The organism is Sphingosinicella microcystinivorans, assembly GCF_027941835.1.
In the GTDB taxonomy this organism is placed as follows: Bacteria; Pseudomonadota; Alphaproteobacteria; order Sphingomonadales; family Sphingomonadaceae; genus Sphingosinicella.
The window spans coordinates 1,048,739-1,064,876 of record NZ_CP116005.1 but is presented as its reverse complement, the minus strand read 5'-3'; the positions used below and the strand labels follow the sequence as shown (position 1 = coordinate 1,064,876).

At 67.9% G+C, this 16,138-nt stretch carries 11 protein-coding genes; 5 read left to right on the top strand and 6 right to left on the bottom strand.

The window, feature by feature from the left end; translation table 11 throughout:
• Positions 1 to 74 precede the first annotated feature (74 nt).
• Positions 75 to 3,098 carry a TonB-dependent receptor gene (locus PE061_RS05135; RefSeq protein ID WP_271258083.1) on the bottom strand — a complete coding sequence of 1,008 codons (3,024 nt, stop codon included), beginning with the start codon at positions 3,096 to 3,098 and terminating at the stop codon, positions 75 to 77.
• Between the two features lie 322 nt (positions 3,099 to 3,420).
• Here PE061_RS05135 and PE061_RS05130 point away from each other — a divergent pair, with 322 nt between their 5' ends.
• Positions 3,421 to 4,845, top strand: coding sequence for an FAD-binding oxidoreductase (locus PE061_RS05130; protein WP_271258082.1), 1,425 nt, complete (start codon positions 3,421 to 3,423; stop codon positions 4,843 to 4,845).
• A 10-nt stretch (positions 4,846 to 4,855) separates the two neighbouring features.
• Here the strand turns inward: PE061_RS05130 and rimO are convergent, their stop codons facing one another.
• From rimO to serS, 5 genes are all read right to left on the bottom strand, one after another.
• Positions 4,856 to 6,187, bottom strand: coding sequence for a 30S ribosomal protein S12 methylthiotransferase RimO (gene rimO / locus PE061_RS05125; RefSeq protein WP_271258081.1), 1,332 nt, complete (start codon positions 6,185 to 6,187; stop codon positions 4,856 to 4,858).
• A gap of 66 nt (positions 6,188 to 6,253) precedes the next feature.
• Positions 6,254 to 6,937, bottom strand: a complete 684-nt coding sequence (locus PE061_RS05120) for an energy transducer TonB (protein ID WP_271258080.1) — start codon at positions 6,935 to 6,937, stop codon at positions 6,254 to 6,256.
• A 40-nt stretch (positions 6,938 to 6,977) separates the two neighbouring features.
• Complete coding sequence (locus tag PE061_RS05115) at positions 6,978 to 8,012, bottom strand: peptidoglycan DD-metalloendopeptidase family protein (RefSeq protein ID WP_271258079.1); 1,035 nt, start codon at positions 8,010 to 8,012, stop codon at positions 6,978 to 6,980.
• Positions 8,013 to 8,061: 49 nt separating this feature from the next.
• Positions 8,062 to 8,829 (bottom strand): 5'/3'-nucleotidase SurE, encoded by a 768-nt coding sequence (gene surE / locus PE061_RS05110; RefSeq protein ID WP_271258078.1) that lies wholly within the window; start codon positions 8,827 to 8,829, stop codon positions 8,062 to 8,064.
• Positions 8,826 to 10,097 (bottom strand): serine--tRNA ligase, encoded by a 1,272-nt coding sequence (serS, locus tag PE061_RS05105; protein WP_271258077.1) that lies wholly within the window; start codon positions 10,095 to 10,097, stop codon positions 8,826 to 8,828. Before serS ends, surE begins: the two co-directional genes overlap by 4 nt.
• Before the next feature lie 93 nt (positions 10,098 to 10,190).
• On the opposite strand from serS, the gene PE061_RS05100 reads away from it, so the two are divergent.
• From PE061_RS05100 to polA, 4 genes are read left to right on the top strand one after another with little or no spacing between them, the layout of a single operon-like run.
• Entirely contained in the window at positions 10,191 to 10,631 is a 441-nt protein-coding gene (locus tag PE061_RS05100) for a host attachment family protein (RefSeq protein ID WP_271258076.1), read from the top strand.
• Between the two features lie 43 nt (positions 10,632 to 10,674).
• Positions 10,675 to 11,595: an ABC transporter ATP-binding protein gene (locus PE061_RS05095; protein ID WP_271258075.1), complete on the top strand. Its 921-nt coding sequence runs from the start codon at positions 10,675 to 10,677 to the stop codon at positions 11,593 to 11,595.
• Position 11,596: 1 nt separating this feature from the next.
• On the top strand, positions 11,597 to 13,186 hold the full coding sequence (gene nadB / locus PE061_RS05090; protein WP_271258074.1) for an L-aspartate oxidase: 1,590 nt from the start codon (positions 11,597 to 11,599) through the stop codon (positions 13,184 to 13,186).
• A 36-nt stretch (positions 13,187 to 13,222) separates the two neighbouring features.
• Entirely contained in the window at positions 13,223 to 16,039 is a 2,817-nt protein-coding gene (polA, locus tag PE061_RS05085; RefSeq protein ID WP_271258073.1) for a DNA polymerase I, read from the top strand.
• The last annotated feature ends 99 nt before the right edge of the window (positions 16,040 to 16,138 follow it).

Genomic DNA, 16,138 nt, shown 5'->3' with positions numbered 1-16,138 from the left:
TATCCTGAATTTAGCCTTTACAAAAAATGCGGGCGGAACCGAAGCCCCGCCCGCATCCCGATGTGTACCCGGTCCTAGAACTTGAAGCCGGCCCCGACCCCGTAGCGGCGCGGCTCCAGCGTGAAGATGTTCGTGAACAGGCCGGACGATGCGTCGGTCACGTACATGCCCGTCGTCGCGCTGTTGTCGAGCAGGTTCTGCACGAAGCCCCGGATGTACCAGCGGTCGTTCGTGCCGTTCAGCTGCAGCTGGGCGTTGATCTGGGCGTATCCCGAGATCTTGTTGACCGGCCCGTTGAAGATGTTGCCATAGCTGTCGCCCGTGTAGGTGAGGTCGACGCGCGGGGTGAGCGACATGCCGTTGTCGAAGTTCGCCGTGTACTGGGCGCCCACCGAGAACTTGTAGTTCGGCGCCTGCGGCAGCTTGTTGCCCTTGAGGTTGACCTCGACGCCGGAGGGCGCGACCTCCACGCCGCCGAACAGGGCTCCCGCCGAGGCAGCGGCCGCGGTGAGCACGCTGCAGATGCTGAACGCGCCCGTCGCGCTGATGCCGCTCCCGGAGGGGAAGGGCGTCGTTCCCCCGAGCGGCGCCTCGTTCGGCTGCGACGGCGTTCTCGGCACGAGTCCGCTCGTCGTCACGATGCTCGTGTTGATGACGTTCGCATTGACATAGTTCACGAACGCGTTGGCGCCCGCGGCGTTTCCGGCCGTGGTGGGCACCACAGCGCAGTTCGCGGCGTTGGTGATGTCCTTGATGATCACCGCGTCCGAGCGCCCGCCCGACGGGTCGCGCGGGTTCGAGAGGTACTTGTCGCTCGAAACCTTGGTGTGCAGGTAGCTGAAGCCGATGTTGAACAGCAGTCCCCGCGTCGGGCTCAGGATGGCGTCGCCCTCGAGGCCGTAGATGTCGGCGTCGACGTTGTCGTTCACCGAGGTGCGGGCGACGATGCGGCTGAGCTGCAGGCCCTTGTACTTGTAGTAGAAGGCCGTGAGGTTCAGTTGCAGCGTACCGTCGAGGAAGCTGTTCTTGGAACCGATCTCGAAGGCGTCGATGAACTCCGGCTCGAAGCTGTCGGAAACCGCGAAGATCGGCGACAGCGGCGGGTTGATACCGCCCGACTTGTAGCCGCGCGAGTAGGACGCGTAGAGCAGGTTGTCGTCGGTGATCTTGAAGTCGAACACGGCGCGGCCGGTCCATTCCTTGAACGCGACCTTGCGGTTCTGGAAGGCTTCGCACCCGGCGACCGACCCGGCTGCTCCAAGCGGCAGGCCCGGCGGGCAGACCGTGGCCGGGTCCGCGTCGAAGCGCGCCGCAAGGGGCGAATCGAATGCCTGATCGAGGCCGTGCGGCACCAGAAAGTTCGCGAGTGTGGTGCGTGCGCGAACGATCTTCTTGTCGTTGTTGTAACGAAGGCCGAGCGTCAGCTTCGCGCGGTCGCTGAACTCGTAATAGGCTTCCCCGAAAATGCCGTAGGACTTCAGACGGAAGTAGTCGGTGTTGTTGCGGTACGACGGCGTGCCGAGGAAGCTTGGAGGCAGACCGTTGCCATAGGCGTTGAACGCTCCGAGGACGCCCGTCGCATAGTCCAAGCCGAAGGCGTTTACATAATAGCTGTTTTCGCTGAGCTTGAGGTCGGCGTAGATGCCGCCGATCAGGAAGTTGAGCGGCCCGTCGAAGTTGCTGGTGAGGATGCCTTCGACCGACCAGTCCTTGCTGGTCTGGACGGACCTGTCGAAATCCTGCGGCGTCGCGGCGCAGACGACATGACCGCCATAGCTGCCCGTGCCGCTGGGTTCGGCGTCCGACGTGCAGAGCACGCCGCCGGGGCCGCCCGGAATGAGCGCTCCGGCGACAGGTGAAAGGTACGGCACCAGATCAGCGCCGAGCAAACCGTTCGCGCCCGCATACAGCGCAGTCAGCGCCGGAGTATAACCGGCGCGGTTCTGCACGGACAGGTTGTAGTCCTGCATCGAGTCGACCGTGCTCTTGTGGTAGAGGCCGGTCAGCTGTGCCGTGAAGGCGCCGATGTCCTGCGTGATGCGCGCCTGATACTGTTCTTCATCCGTGAAGTACGTCGGCGTGAAGTCCGTGTTCACCTTGCGGACGTCGGCGGGGTTGGTGAACCCGGTGTAGACGTCTGTGCCGTAGAGGCTGCCGAGCCCGAAAGCGGTCGGAATTCCCTGGGCGGACAGGAACTCCCGGGATGTGAGGATCGCGGCGACCGTTGCGTTGCCGTTCAGCGTCTCGAATTTCAGGCTGCCGGGGAGACAGCCGAGAACGCCGGTCGGATCGCGTTGGCACTTCTGTTTCTGGATGCGGGCGCGGTTGTCGTTCTCGCGGAAGTAGTACGCCATCAGGTCGACGGTCGTGCTGTCGGTCGGCTCCCAGCGAAGCGAGCCGCGGAGCGCGTACATGTCGCGGTCGTCGATGTCTTTGCCGTCGTAGACGTTCTCCGTGTAGCCGTCGCGCTTCTGGTAGAAGCCGGCGAGGCGGATGCCGAGCGTTTCGCCGATCGGCAGGTTGATCATGCCTTTCAGCTTGTAGGCGTTGAAGTTGCCGTATTCGGCGTCGCCCGCCGCGCCGAAGCCGCCGAGGTCGGGTTTCGCGGTGATCACGTTGACGACGCCCGCGGTGGCGTTGCGCCCGAACAGCGTGCCCTGCGGGCCGCGCAGCACCTCGATGCGCTCGAGGTCGAAGAACTCGGTTTCGAACAGGCGGGTCTGCAGCAGCGGCGTGTCGTTCACGTGGACGGCAGTGGCGGCGTCGCAGGTCACGCCGACGCACAGGTCGCCGATGCCGCGGATCGTGAAGCTCGACGAGGTGAAGTTCGTCTTGCTGAAGGTCACGTTCGGCAGGGTGAGCTGAAGGTCGCTCGAATTCTCGATCTGCTGGCGCTCCAGCGCTTCTGCCGAGAAGGCGCTGACGGCGATCGGCACGTCCTGCAGCGATTCCGCCTGGCGCTGGGCGGTGACGATGATGGTCTCGATGCCGAAATCGCTCTGCTCGGTCACCTGCGCGAGCGCGGGCGAGGTGATCAGGACGGCAAGGGCGGAGGTGCTGGAAACGAAGACACTACGAGCGCGGAAACGTGATTGCATGACGAGTACCCTCCCAAGGTTACCGTTGCATCCGCGCGCCTGTTCTGGCGGGGCGCGTCGGACGGCGGGAGGAGGCCCAGCCCATCACAGCGATAGCCTCCCCTATACCGCTCGAACGGCATAGAAACCCGGATTCAAGGGCTTGTCCAGCGATGCCGAGCCGCCCCCCGGTTTTGAACAGGGTGTATTGACACGGCTGACAGCAAACCGTTGCCGGATTGCAACGCTTGTGGTCATTCGGACTATCGGTTTTTGCAGGGTCCGTGCCGAAAGACGTTGCAGCTTCCGCAAGGCTGCGCTTTCTCCTAAAGCGTGCAGCGCCATGGCGACGCACCCGAAAACCCCCGCTCTCGACCTCTTCCGCGAGGCTGCCGGACCCGGCGGCTGGTCGGACGATCCCGACCGTCTCGCCCCGAAGCTCACCGACTGGCGCGGCCAGAAGACGGGCGTCTCGCCGCTCCTGCTGCTGCCGCGCGACACGGAGACGCTGGCCCGCATCGTGCGGATCGCGAACGAGACGGGGACGCCGCTGGTGCCGCAGGGCGGCAACACCGGCCTCGTCGGCGCGGGCGTGCCGGAGGCGGACGGCCGCGCCGTGCTCGTCTCGATGGAGCGCATGAACCGTATCCGCAGCCTCGACGCGCCGGGCTTCACCGTCGTCGCCGAGGCGGGCGTGATCCTCGAGGTGCTGCACAAGGCGGCGGAGGACGCGGACTGCATGTTCCCGCTGTCGCTCGGCGCCAAGGGCTCGGCGACGATCGGCGGCCTCATCTCGACGAACGCGGGCGGCACGCAGGTTCTGCGCTACGGCAACATGCGCGCGCAGGTGATCGGGCTGGAGGCGGTGCTGCCTGACGGCAGCGTCCTCGACCAGCTCACGCCGCTCCGGAAGGACAACACCGGCTACGACATCAAGCAGCTGCTGGTCGGCGCCGAAGGCACGCTCGGCTTCGTCACCGCCGCGTCGCTCAGGCTGGTGCCCGCGCCGCGCGAGGTGGCGACGGCGTTCGTTGCGCTCGCCGATCCGCACGCGGCGCTCGCGCTGCTCGGCCGTCTCAAGAAGGCCACCGGCGACAGCCTCGATTCCTTCGAATTGATCCCGCGCCTCGGCATCGACCTCGTGCTGCGGCACATCCCGGGCGCGCGCGATCCGCTGTCGGCGGCGTATCCGTGGTACGTGCTCGTCGAGGCGACCTCGGCGATGGCCGGGGAAACGCAGCGGCAGGCGCTCGAGACGGGCCTTGCCGCCGCGTTCGAGGACGGGCTGGTGCGCGACGCGGCGCTTGCCGAGACCCGCGCGCAGAGCCTCGATTTCTGGCGCCTGCGCGAGGACGTGCCGGAAGCCGAGCGGGTCGACGGCCCCTCGGTGAAGCACGACGTCTCGGTGCCGGTCTCCGACATGCCGCGCTTCATGGAGGAGGCGACCCGTATCATCACGGCGGACTGGCCGGGCACCGAGGTGCTGGCGTTCGGCCACCTCGGCGACGGCAACGTGCACTTCAACGTGAAGACCCCGGAGCCCGGCCCGCGCACCGAGCTGATGGCGCGCCGCTACGAGGTCAGCGACCAAATCTACGACATCGTCGCGCGCTACGGCGGTTCGATCAGCGCCGAGCACGGCATCGGCACGTCGAAGGCAAAGACGCTCGCGCGCCTCGGCAACCCCGCCAAGCTTGCCGCGATGCGCGCGGTGAAGGCCGCGCTCGATCCGAACGGCATCATGAACCCGGGCAAGATCTTCGTCTGAAGCGGGATCGTCAGCGCGCCGGAACGCCGAACAGGTCGGTCTCGTCGGCGTCCTCGATGCGCACGCGCACGATGTCGCCCGGCGCCACGTCGGCGTCGCGCAGCAGTACCTGGCCGTCGATCTCCGGCGCGTCCCACTGCGAGCGCCCGGTGGCGCCGCCGTCCTCGTCCGCCTCGTCGATGATCACGTCGATCTCGCGGCCCACGCGGCTTTGCAGGCGCGCCGCCGAAATCCGCGCCTGCGCTTCCATGAAGCGGTGCCAGCGCTCCTCCTTCACCGCTTCGGGCACGGCGCCGTCCAGCGCATTCGCCGCGGCGCCCTCGACGGCCTCGTACTTGAAGCATCCGGCGCGGTCGATGCCCGCCGCCTCCAGCCAGTCGAGCAGGTATTGAAAATCCGCTTCCGTCTCGCCGGGGAAGCCGACAATGAACGTGGAGCGGATGGCGAGGTCGGGCACGAGGGTGCGCCATTTGCCGATGCGCTCCAGAACCTTCGCCTCGTTCGCGGGCCGCGCCATGCGGCGCAGCACGGCGGGGCTCGCGTGCTGGAACGGAATGTCGAGATAGGGTAGCACCAGCCCCTCCGCCATCAGCGGCATCAGCTGGTCGACGTGCGGATAGGGGTAGATGTAGTGCATCCGCACCCACGCGCCGAGCGCGCCGAGGTCGCGCGCCAGATCGGTGATGTGCGCGCGGTATTCGCGGCCCGCCCACGTCGATGCCGCGTGGCGGATGTCGACGCCGTAGGCCGACGTGTCCTGGCTGATGACGAGCAGTTCCTTCGTGCCCGCCTCCACCAGCTTCGCGGCTTCCCGCACCACCGCCGCTGCCGGCCGGCTGACGAGATCGCCGCGCAAGCTGGGGATGATGCAGAATTTGCAGCGGTGATTGCAGCCCTCCGAAATCTTGAGATACGAATAGTGACGCGGTGTCAGCTTCAGCCCCGCCTCCGGCACCAGATCGACGAACGGCGAGGGCACCGGCGGCGCGGCCTCGTGCACCGCCTCCACCACCGCCTCGTACTGGTGCGCGCCGGTGACGGCGAGCACGGCCGGAAAGCGCGCGCGTATGGCGTCCGCCTCGCTGCCCATGCAGCCCGTCACGATCACGCGGCCGTTCTCGGCAATCGCCTCGCCGATCGCGGCGAGGCTCTCCTCCTTCGCGGAATCGAGGAAGCCGCAGGTGTTCACCAGCACGACGTCCGCGCCCGCATAGTCCGGGCTCATCGCATAGCCGTCGGACCTCAGCTTGGTCAGAATCCGCTCGCTGTCGACCAGCGCCTTCGGGCAGCCGAGCGACACCATGCCGACCTTCGGCGGTGCGGGAAGCGTTTTCGTCGTCATGAGCCGCGCGCCAGTGAAGGAAGACGCGCCGAAACGCAAGGGGAAGCGTGCGGCGGAAGCTTTGCCCTATTGCCGAAAGATCACGTCTTTCTGCAACAGCTTCGGCTTCTTCCGGCAGGTTTCGATGGCGGCAAGCCAGCGCTCGTCAAATCGCTCGATCTCGGCGCGGAACCGCTCCTGCTCCTTGCCTGACCTCAGGACCAGGCCCGACATGAAGAAGCCGAGCTGCATCGTGTAGAGTTCATGCTTTTTATATGCCTCTTCCGGATGCGCACGTTTCCACCAGTCCATGTCCCGCACGAACTGGCCGCACCGATATTCGAACATGCCGCCGGAGCGGCTTTTGTACGACACCAGATCGAAGGGCATCGCCACCACCACGGCAAGCGCTGCGCCGGCGGCATCCATCGCGGGCGAGAAGGTCGAGGCCTCGGCCGCCCCCAGCGCGATGGCGTCAACGGCCTCGGCCCTGCTGCTGACCTTGATGCGGGGCTCGCGCATACGGCCGTCCACGTCGATGATCCCTTCGACCACGACCGGCCCATGATGCCCAAGCGCCTTTTCGGACTCGGTCAGCGTCGCATACGGTCCCTCGATGAACTTCGGGGGCGTTGCCATGTTCTCGCGGTTGGCCACGGCCTCTGCCCAGTCGACGAAGGATGTATTTCTGCTCGTTTCCTCGGCGTGGACTTGCGATGTCGACAGGGCGAGAAGAAACAGCGCGCCCGCTGCGCCGCGTTTCATGAACATGACCATCCCCATGATCTCCCCCCGCTGCTGACCGCGCTGTTTACCCCACACCCGGCAGATGCGGCAGCGGGTCGACCGGCTTCTTGCCTTGCCGGATCTCGAAGTGGAGCTGCGGCTCGTCGACGGAGCCGGTCTTGCCGACGCGGGCGATGGGGTCGCCCTGCCGCACCGTGTCGCCGCGGATGACGAGCAGGTCCTCGGCGTGCGCATACGCCGTCACCCATCCGCCGTCGTGCTTCAGGAGGACGAGGTTGCCGAAGCCCTCGATGGCGTTTCCGGCGTAGACGACGACGCCGTTCGCCGCGGCGCGGATCGGCGCTCCGGCGGGTGCGCGCAGATTGATGCCGTCGTTGTAGAGGCCGCCGGACTTCGCGCCGAAGCGGCTGATGAGCCTGCCGTCCACGGGCGCGATGAAGCGGCCGTTGAACGCCGGGGGCGGCGGCAGCGCGGCGACGGCCTGCGGCGGCGCGGTCTCGCCCGCCGGGTGCGCGGCGGCTGCGGCCTCGGTGGCGGCGGGCTCGCTGCCGGAGATGAGATCGTCGATGTCGATGGTGAAGGCGGCGGCGCGCTCGGCGAGCGTCATCTCGCGCACCTGCTCCCGCGTCGGCAGCCGCAGCCGCTGGCCGACGCGCAGCGTGTAGGGCGCCTTCAGTTCGTTGGTGGCGACGATGCGGTCCCAGTCCGCGCCGTAGGCGCGCGCGATGGTGATGCCTGTCTCGCCCGCCTTCACGGTGTGATAGCGGCCGCCGGGGATGGTCAGCACCTGCCCCACCTCGATCGTGTAGGGCGGCTGGATTGCGTTCGCCTGCGCGATCGCCTGCACCGAGGAGCCGGTGCGCGCGCCGATCTGGGAGAGCGTGTCGCCGCGCTGCACGGTCACGGTCTGCTGCGGCACGTCCACGGCGTCCGGCACCACCTTCACCGGCTTCCACGGCGCGCGTTTCGAGGCGGCGGGCGCAGGCGTGGCCGTGCTCTCGATCGGCTTCTTCGGCGTCGGCACGGGGAATTGCGGGCGGGAGGGCGCCGAGCAGGCGGCGGCGAGAAGCAGGACGAAAGGAACGGCGAAGCGGAACATGGAACCGTCTCTAACCCGGTGCGATGCGGATTTGAATCGCGGATCGCGCCTAGCCGAGGTGCTTCATCGCATCCCGCAGCGCGTCCAGCGTCTCGTAGTGCGTCAGGTCGAGGTGCAGCGGCGTCACCGAGATCAGTCCCTCGTGGGTGGCCTGGAGATCGGTCAGGTGCCCGGCCTCCGAGGCTTCGCGGCCGAGGCCGAACCAGTAGTAGGTGAAACCGCGCGGATCGACGCGCTCCTCGATGGCGGTGGCGCCGTAGTCGCGGAAGCCCTGCTCGGTCACGCGCACGCCCTTCACGGCGTCCGGCGCGACGGCGGGGAAGTTCACGTTCATCAGCACGCCCTTCGGCCATGTCCTGGCGGCGAGCGCGCGGAGCACGGTCGCGCCCCACTTCGTCGCCGTCTCGAAGGCCTGCGCCGCGCGCATGTCGCCAAGGCACTGGCTGAGCGCGATGGCGGGCACGCCGTAGAGCGTCGCCTCCATCGCCGCCGAGACCGTGCCCGAATAGGTGACGTCCTCGGCGAGGTTCGCGCCGCGGTTGACGCCCGAGAGCACGAGGTCGGGCGGGTTGTCCTTCATCAGGTGCCCCAGCGCCATCATCGCGCTGTCGGTCGGCGTGCCGCGCACCGCGAAGCGCCGCTCGCCGTGCTTCTGGAGGCGGATCGGCTGCGTCAGCGTCAGCGAGTGGCCCGCGCCCGACTGTTCCTCGGCGGGCGCGACCACCCAGAGATCGTCGGTGATCTCGCGCGCGATTCCCTCCAGCACCGCCATGCCGGGGGCGTGGTAGCCGTCGTCGTTGGTGAGCAGGATCCTCACGGGCGCAGCGCCTCCACCCCGCCCATGTATGGCCGCAGCGCCTCAGGGATCGTCACCGATCCGTCCGCCTGCTGGTAGTTCTCCAGCACCGCGACGAGCGTGCGGCCGACCGCAAGGCCCGAGCCGTTCAGCGTGTGGACGAATTCGGTGCCCTTCTCGCCTGCGGCGCGGTGGCGCGCGTTCATGCGCCGCGCCTGGAAGTCGCCGCAGTTGGAGACGCTGGAAATCTCGCGGTAGCAGCCCTGCCCCGGCAGCCAGACCTCGAGATCGTGCGTCTTCCGCGACGCGAAACCCATGTCGCCGGTGCACAGCAGCATCACGCGGTAGGGCAGGCCGAGCGCCTGAAGCACGCCTTCGGCGCATTCGGTCATGCGCGCGTGCTCGGCTTCGGACTGTTCGGGCGTCGTGATCGCCACCATCTCGACCTTCTCGAACTGGTGCTGGCGGATCATGCCCTTGGTGTCGCGCCCCGCCGCGCCCGCCTCGGCGCGGAAGCAGGGCGTGAGCGCGGTGAAGCGCAGCGGCAGGCTCGCCGTGTCGACGATCTCGTCCGCGACGAGGTTGGTGAGGCTGACCTCGGCGGTCGGGATCAGCCAGCGGCCGTCCTCGGTGCGGAACATGTCCTCGCCGAACTTCGGAAGCTGGCCGACGCCGTACACCGCCTCGTCGTGCACCAGCAGCGGCACGGCGGTCTCGGTGAAGCCGTTCGCCACCTGCCGGTCGAGCATGAACTGCGCGAGCGCACGGTGCAGGCGGGCGACGCCGCCGCTCATCACCGCGAAGCGCGCGCCGGAAAGCTTCGCGGCGTGCTCGAAATCGAGGCCGAGCGGCGCGGCGACGGCGTCGTGTTCCTTGGGCGTGAAATCGAAGGCGTGCGGCTCGCCCCACGTCTTCAGCACGACGTTCGCGGTCTCGTCCGGCCCCTCCGGCACGTCGGCGGCGGGCAGGTTGGGGATGCCGGAAAGCTGCGCATTCAGCGCTTCGGAAAGCGCGCGTTCCTTCGCTTCGAGGTCGGGGATGCGCGTCTTGAGTTCGGAAACCTCGGCCATCAGCACGGCGGCGGCCCCTTCGTCCTTCTGCGCCTTCGCCGCGCCGATCGCTTTCGAGGCCTCGTTGCGGCGCGTCTGCGCGGCTTGCAGCGTCGTCACCGTCTCGCGCAGCGCCGCGTCCTGGCCGAGGATTTCCGCCGACAGCGGCGCGAGGCCCCTCAGACTTAGACCTCGATCAAATTCGGCGGGGTTTTCCCTGATAAAGCGGATATCATGCATGGCGAAGGCTCTATGGAACGGCGGCCTTTGGCCCGCAACCGGTTTCGCCATGCTTCGTTGAAGCTTCACACACAGGCAGAAAAGAGAGACGCCATGATCCTCCAGCACAAGACCGAGATTTGCGTTGCGGACGGGCGCAAGCTGCTGCTGCTCGTCAATGAAGGCGACACGAAGTTCCCCGATCTCCAGGTGATCCGCGAGGAGGCGCAGGAGCTGCTTCCCGACCGCGAGCTTTCGAGCGACCGGCCCGGCCGCAGCTTCCAGAGCGTCGGCACGCGGCGGCACGGCTACGAGGAGACGGACTTCAAGCAGCTCGCGGAGGATCGTTTCGCCGTCGAGGTCGCCGAGATCCTGAAAAAGCGCGCGCTGGCGGGCAAGACCGGGCGCCTCATCGTCATCGCGCCGCCCGCCACGCTCGGCGAGATGCGCAAGCACTACCACAAGGAGGTCGCGGACCGCATCGTCGCCGAGATCGCCAAGGAAGCGACCAACCTGCCGCCCGACGCCATCGCCGCGATGGTGGAGGCCGCGTAAGTCCGCTTGGCGGGCATGGGCGTCCGCGCTATGCGAGGCGTCCATGCAGCCCGCCATCGAAATCCGTGACCTCGAAAAAACCTATTCGGACGGCAAGCGCGCCCTGAAAGGCGTCAGCTTCGATGTGCCGCGCGGCCGGATCTTCGGCCTGCTCGGCCCGAACGGCGCGGGCAAGTCGACGCTGATCAACATCCTCGCGGGGCTCGTCAACAAGACCGGCGGCACCGCGCGCATCTGGGGCTTCGATATCGACCGCGATACGAGGAACGCCAAGCGCGCCATCGGCATCGTGCCGCAGGAGATCCTGTTCGACGCCTTCTTCACGCCCTACGAGGCGCTGGAGATTCAGGCCGGGCTCTATGCCGTGCCGAAGGCCGAGCGGCGCTCGATGGAGATTCTCCGCGCGCTGCGCCTCGAAGACAAGGCGCACGCCTACGCCCGCACGCTGTCGGGCGGCATGAAGCGGCGTCTGCTGATCGGCAAGGCGCTCGTCCACAACCCGCCGATCCTGATCCTCGACGAGCCCACCGCGGGCGTCGACATCGAGCTTCGCCAGCAGCTCTGGTCCTACGTGCGCGAGCTGCACGCGGCGGGAACGACGGTGGTGCTCACCACGCACTATCTCGAAGAGGCCGAGGAGCTTTGCGACCGCATCGCCATCATCAACCACGGCGAGGTGGTGGCGAACGACGAGACGCACGCGTTGCTCGCCAGCGCGCAGGAGAAGTGCCTGATCGTCACGGTGGACCGCGACCTCGAAACGCCGCCCGCTGGGCTCCCCGCCGAGAAGGCGGAGCTGCTCGGCCCCCGCCAGCTCGCCCTCACCTACAATCGCGGCGTGCTCACCGCGGGCGAGCTGCTGCAGGCGATCAGCGCCACCGGCCTCGGCATCGTCGACGTTTCGACCCGCGAGGCGGACCTCGAGGACGTGTTCCTCCACCTCACGCAGCAACAGGCCGCCTGACATGCAGTTCGACGTCCTCGTCATCGGTTCGGGCGCGGCGGGGCTGACCTGCGCGCTCAACCTCGCGCAGCATTTCCGCGTCGGCGTGCTGTCGAAGGCGGACCTTTCCGCCGGGTCCACGGCGTGGGCGCAGGGCGGCATCGCCGCGGTGCTGGAGCCGGGCGACACGTTCGAAAGCCACATCGAGGACACGATGGTGGCGGGCGCGGGGCTCAATCACCGCGACATCGTCGAGTTCGTCGTCGAGAACGCCCCCGCCGCGATCGAGCGGCTCGCCGAGATCGGCGTGCCCTTCAACGAAGGCGGCACCGAGCGCTGGCACCTGACGCGCGAGGGCGGGCACAGCCACCGCCGCATCGTCCACGTCGACGACGCGACCGGCTGGGCGGTGCAGCAGGCGCTCGAAAAGGCTGCTGCCGCCAGCCCCAACATCACGCTGCTGCCGGACCGGGTAGGCATCGACCTCGTCACCAGCCGCCACGGCGAGCGCTATTCGGGCGACGGCCATGTCTGGGGCGTCTACGCGCTCGACCGCGCCACGGGCCGCGTCGAGACGCTGACGGCGCGCGCCACCGTGCTCGCCACCGGCGGCGCGGGCCGCACCTATTTGTTTTCCACCGCGCCGCGCGGTGCGACCGGGGACGGCATCGCCATGGCGTGGCGTGCGGGCTGCCGCGTCGCCAACATGGAATTCATGCAGTTCCACCCGACCTGCCTCTACAACCTCGAGGTCAAGAACTTCCTCATCACCGAGGCGGTGCGCGGCGAAGGCGGGCATCTCAAATTGCCGCCCGGCGTTCCCGGCGGCGGCGAGCGCTTCATGCCGCGCTTCGACAGCCGCGCCGAGCTTGCGCCGCGCGACATCGTCGCCCGCGCCATCGACCACGAGATCAAGCGTCTCGGCCTCGATTACGTGCACCTCGACATCAGCCATCAGGGGCCCGAGTTCGTGAAGCATCACTTCCCGAACATCCACGAGAAGCTGCTCGGCCTCGGCATCGACATGACGAAGGCGCCGATCCCGGTCGTCCCTGCACAGCATTACACCTGCGGCGGCGTCGTCATCGACCGCGATGGGCGCACCGACCTTCCCGGCCTCTACGCGGCGGGCGAGGTCAGCCACTCCGGCCTCCACGGCGCGAACCGCCTCGCCTCCAACTCGCTCCTCGAATGCTTCGTGTTCGGGGAGGCCGCCGCGAAGCACATCACCGCGAACTGGGACGGGCTCGCCGATCCGCCCGCCATCCGCGCGTGGGACGAAAGCCGCGTCACCGATTCGGACGAAGAGGTCGTCATCAAGCAGAACTGGACGGAAATCCGCCGGTTCATGTGGAACTATGTCGGCATCGTCCGCACCACCAAGCGTCTGGAGCGCGCCGCCCACCGCATCAAGATGCTGACCGCGGAGGTCGAGGACTATTACGGCCACTTCCGCGTGACGCCCGACCTCATCGAGCTTCGCAATCTTCTGACCGCCGCCGACCTCATCGTCCGCTCGGCGCTCCGCCGCCACGAAAGCCGCGGGCTTCATTACACGCTCGATTACCCTCAACCCTCGCCCACCGCCGAGGACACGGTGCTCATCCCGTAGTCGCCAATCGGGGCGCGGCTTGCTACACGCACGTCCATGACCGACTCCCCCCAGCATCTCTACCTCGTCGACGGGTCGAGCTTCATCTTCCGTGCCTATCACCGCCTGCCGCCGCTCACCGACCCCGAGGGCACGCCGGTCAATGCCGTGTTCGGGTTCACGGCGATGCTCTGGAAGCTGATCGAGGAGCTGAACCGGGGCGAGGGGCCGACGCATCTCGCCGTGGTGCTCGATGCCTCGAAGCACAGCTTCCGCATGGAGCTTTACCCCGAATACAAGGCGAACCGGCCGGAGCCGCCCGAGGACCTCGTGCCGCAGTTCCCGCTGATCCGCGACGCCGTGCGCGCCTTCTCGGTGCCGTGCATCGAGGAGGTGGGGATCGAGGCGGACGACATCATCGCCGCCTACGCCGTGAAGGCCCGCGACGACGGTATGCGCGTCACCATCGTCTCGTCCGACAAGGACCTGATGCAGCTTGTCGGCGGCGGCATCGACATGCTCGATACGATGCGCGACCTCAGGATCGACGTCGCGCACGTCGAGGAGAAGTTCGGCGTGCCACCCACCAAGGTCGGCGAGGTGCTGTCGCTGATGGGCGACGCGGTGGACAACATCCCCGGCGTGCGCGGTGTCGGCCCCAAGACGGCGACGCAGCTCATCCAGCAGTTCGGCGACGTCGAGACGCTGATCGCCCGCGCGGGCGAGATCAAGCGCGACAAGCTGCGCGAGACGATCGAGTCAAGCACCGACGACATCCGCATGTCGCGCGTGCTGGTGACGCTGAAGACCGACTGGCCGCTCCCCGAGCCGATCGAGACCTTCGCGCTCAAGGACCCGCCGCACGAGCCGCTCGCGGCGTTCTTCAAGAAGCACGGCTTCCGCTCGCTGCTCTCGAAGCTCGGCAAGCACGCGGCGGCGGAAGCGGCAGGCGGCGCGCCCGGCGCGGCGCTGCCGCCGCCCGACGCCTTCTCGCCGCCGCTGCTGCCCGTCGAGCACGACAGGTACGAGACCGTCACCACGCTCGAAGACCTCGACCGCTGGATCGCGGAAAGCTACGCGGCGGGCACCGTCGCGGTCGATACCGAGACGGACAATCTCGATGCGATGCGCGCCAATCTCGTCGGCGTCAGCCTCGCGACCGCGCCGAACCGCGCCTGCTACATCCCGCTCGGCCACGTTGCGGGCGAAGGCCTGCTCGGCGAGACGCCGGTGCAGGTGGACCGCGCGGCGGCGCTCGCCCGCCTGAAACCGCTGCTCGAGGACCCGGCGACGCTGAAGGTCGGCCAGAACCTCAAGTACGACATGCTCGTGCTGGCGCGGCAGGACATCGCGATCACGCCGTTCGACGACACGATGCTGATCTCCTACGCGCTCGATTCGGGCAAGGCGCTCGAGAACGGCGGCCCGGCGGGCCATGGCATGGACGGGCTTTCGGAGCGGCTGCTCGGTCACAAGCCCATCGCCTTCAAGGAGGTCGCGGGCACCGGCAAGGCGCAGGTCACGTTCGACAAGGTGCCGCTCGATGCCGCGACGCGATACGCCGCCGAGGACGCCGACTGCACGCTGCGCCTCTGGCAGCACCTGAAGCCGCGGCTGTGGCGCGAGCACGTGACCGGCGTCTACGAGACGCTGGAACGTCCGCTCGCGCCCGTGCTCGTCCGCATGGAGCGGCGCGGCATCAAGGTGGACCGTGCGGCGCTCGCGCGCCTCTCGGCGGACTACGCGCAGGGCCTCGAACGGCTGGAGGCGGAAATCCACGCGCTCGCGGGCGGGCCGTTCAACGTCGCCTCGCCGCGCCAGCTCGGCGAGATCCTGTTCGAGCAGATGGGACTTCAGGGCGGCAAGAAGTCGTCCAAGACCGGCGCGTATTCGACGGATGTCGACGTGCTCGACCGTCTCGCCGGCGAAGGTATCGCTATCGCGCAGAAGGTGCTGGACTGGCGGCAGCTCGCCAAGCTCAAGTCCACCTACACCGACACGCTGCAGGACCAGATCAACCCGGAAACGGGCCGCGTGCACACCAGCTACGCGCTCGCCTCCACCACCACGGGTCGCCTGTCCTCCACCGATCCCAACCTCCAGAACATCCCGGTCCGCACCGACGAGGGCCGCAAGGTCCGCGACGCCTTCGTGCCGGAGGACGGGAACGTGCTGCTCTCGGCGGACTACAGCCAGATCGAGCTGCGGCTGCTCGCCGAGATCGCCGAGATCCCGCAGCTCCGGCAGGCGTTCGCGGACGGGCTCGACATCCATGCCATGACCGCCTCCGAGATGTTCGGCGTGCCGATGGCGGCGATGACGCCGCTCGTCCGCCGTCAGGCGAAGGCGATCAATTTCGGCATCATCTACGGCATCTCGGCCTTCGGCCTCGCGCGCAACCTCGGCATCGACCGCGGCATGGCCGCCGACTACATCAAGAAATACTTCGAACGCTTCCCCGGAATCCGCGACTACATGGAGCGCACGAAGATGGGCGCGCGCGACATCGGCTATGTCGAAACATTGTTCGGCCGCCGCATCCACACGCCGCTCATCCGGTCGTCGAACCAGGCCGAGCGCGCCTTCGGCGAGCGCGCCGCGATCAACGCGCCGTTGCAGGGCACGGCGGCGGACATCATCCGCCGCGCGATGATCCGCATCGAGGACGCGCTGGAGGCCGAGGGGCTTTCGGACGCGCGGATGCTGCTGCAGGTGCACGACGAGCTCGTGTTCGAGGTTCCGGCGGACAAGGCCGCGGTCGCCGGTGCCGTCATCAAGCGCGTGATGGAGGATGCCTGCGCGCCGGTCGTGACGATGACGGTGCCGCTCGTCGTCGATGTCGGCACCGGCCTCAACTGGAACGCGGCGCACTGACGGGAGGGGCGCACATCGGTTCTGTCACCCGGCCGACATCTCCCTGTCACCAAAGCGTCATCGAACACGCCTAGGGGCGGCGTCATGATCAGGCCGTCC

Excerpts from the sequence above, each read along its gene's own strand:
- PE061_RS05115 (WP_271258079.1), bottom strand. The coding sequence starts at position 8,012 with ATGTTCCGCTTCGCCGTTCCTTTCGTCCTGCTTCTCGCCGCCGCCTGC.
- rimO (WP_271258081.1), bottom strand. The coding sequence starts at position 6,187 with ATGACGACGAAAACGCTTCCCGCACCGCCGAAGGTCGGCATGGTGTCG.
- PE061_RS05120 (WP_271258080.1), bottom strand. The coding sequence starts at position 6,937 with ATGTTCATGAAACGCGGCGCAGCGGGCGCGCTGTTTCTTCTCGCCCTG.
- serS (WP_271258077.1), bottom strand. The coding sequence starts at position 10,097 with ATGCATGATATCCGCTTTATCAGGGAAAACCCCGCCGAATTTGATCGA.
- nadB (WP_271258074.1), top strand. The coding sequence starts at position 11,597 with ATGCAGTTCGACGTCCTCGTCATCGGTTCGGGCGCGGCGGGGCTGACC.
- PE061_RS05135 (WP_271258083.1), bottom strand. The coding sequence starts at position 3,098 with ATGCAATCACGTTTCCGCGCTCGTAGTGTCTTCGTTTCCAGCACCTCC.
- polA (WP_271258073.1), top strand. The coding sequence starts at position 13,223 with ATGACCGACTCCCCCCAGCATCTCTACCTCGTCGACGGGTCGAGCTTC.
- PE061_RS05095 (WP_271258075.1), top strand. The coding sequence starts at position 10,675 with ATGCAGCCCGCCATCGAAATCCGTGACCTCGAAAAAACCTATTCGGAC.
- PE061_RS05100 (WP_271258076.1), top strand. The coding sequence starts at position 10,191 with ATGATCCTCCAGCACAAGACCGAGATTTGCGTTGCGGACGGGCGCAAG.
- PE061_RS05130 (WP_271258082.1), top strand. The coding sequence starts at position 3,421 with ATGGCGACGCACCCGAAAACCCCCGCTCTCGACCTCTTCCGCGAGGCT.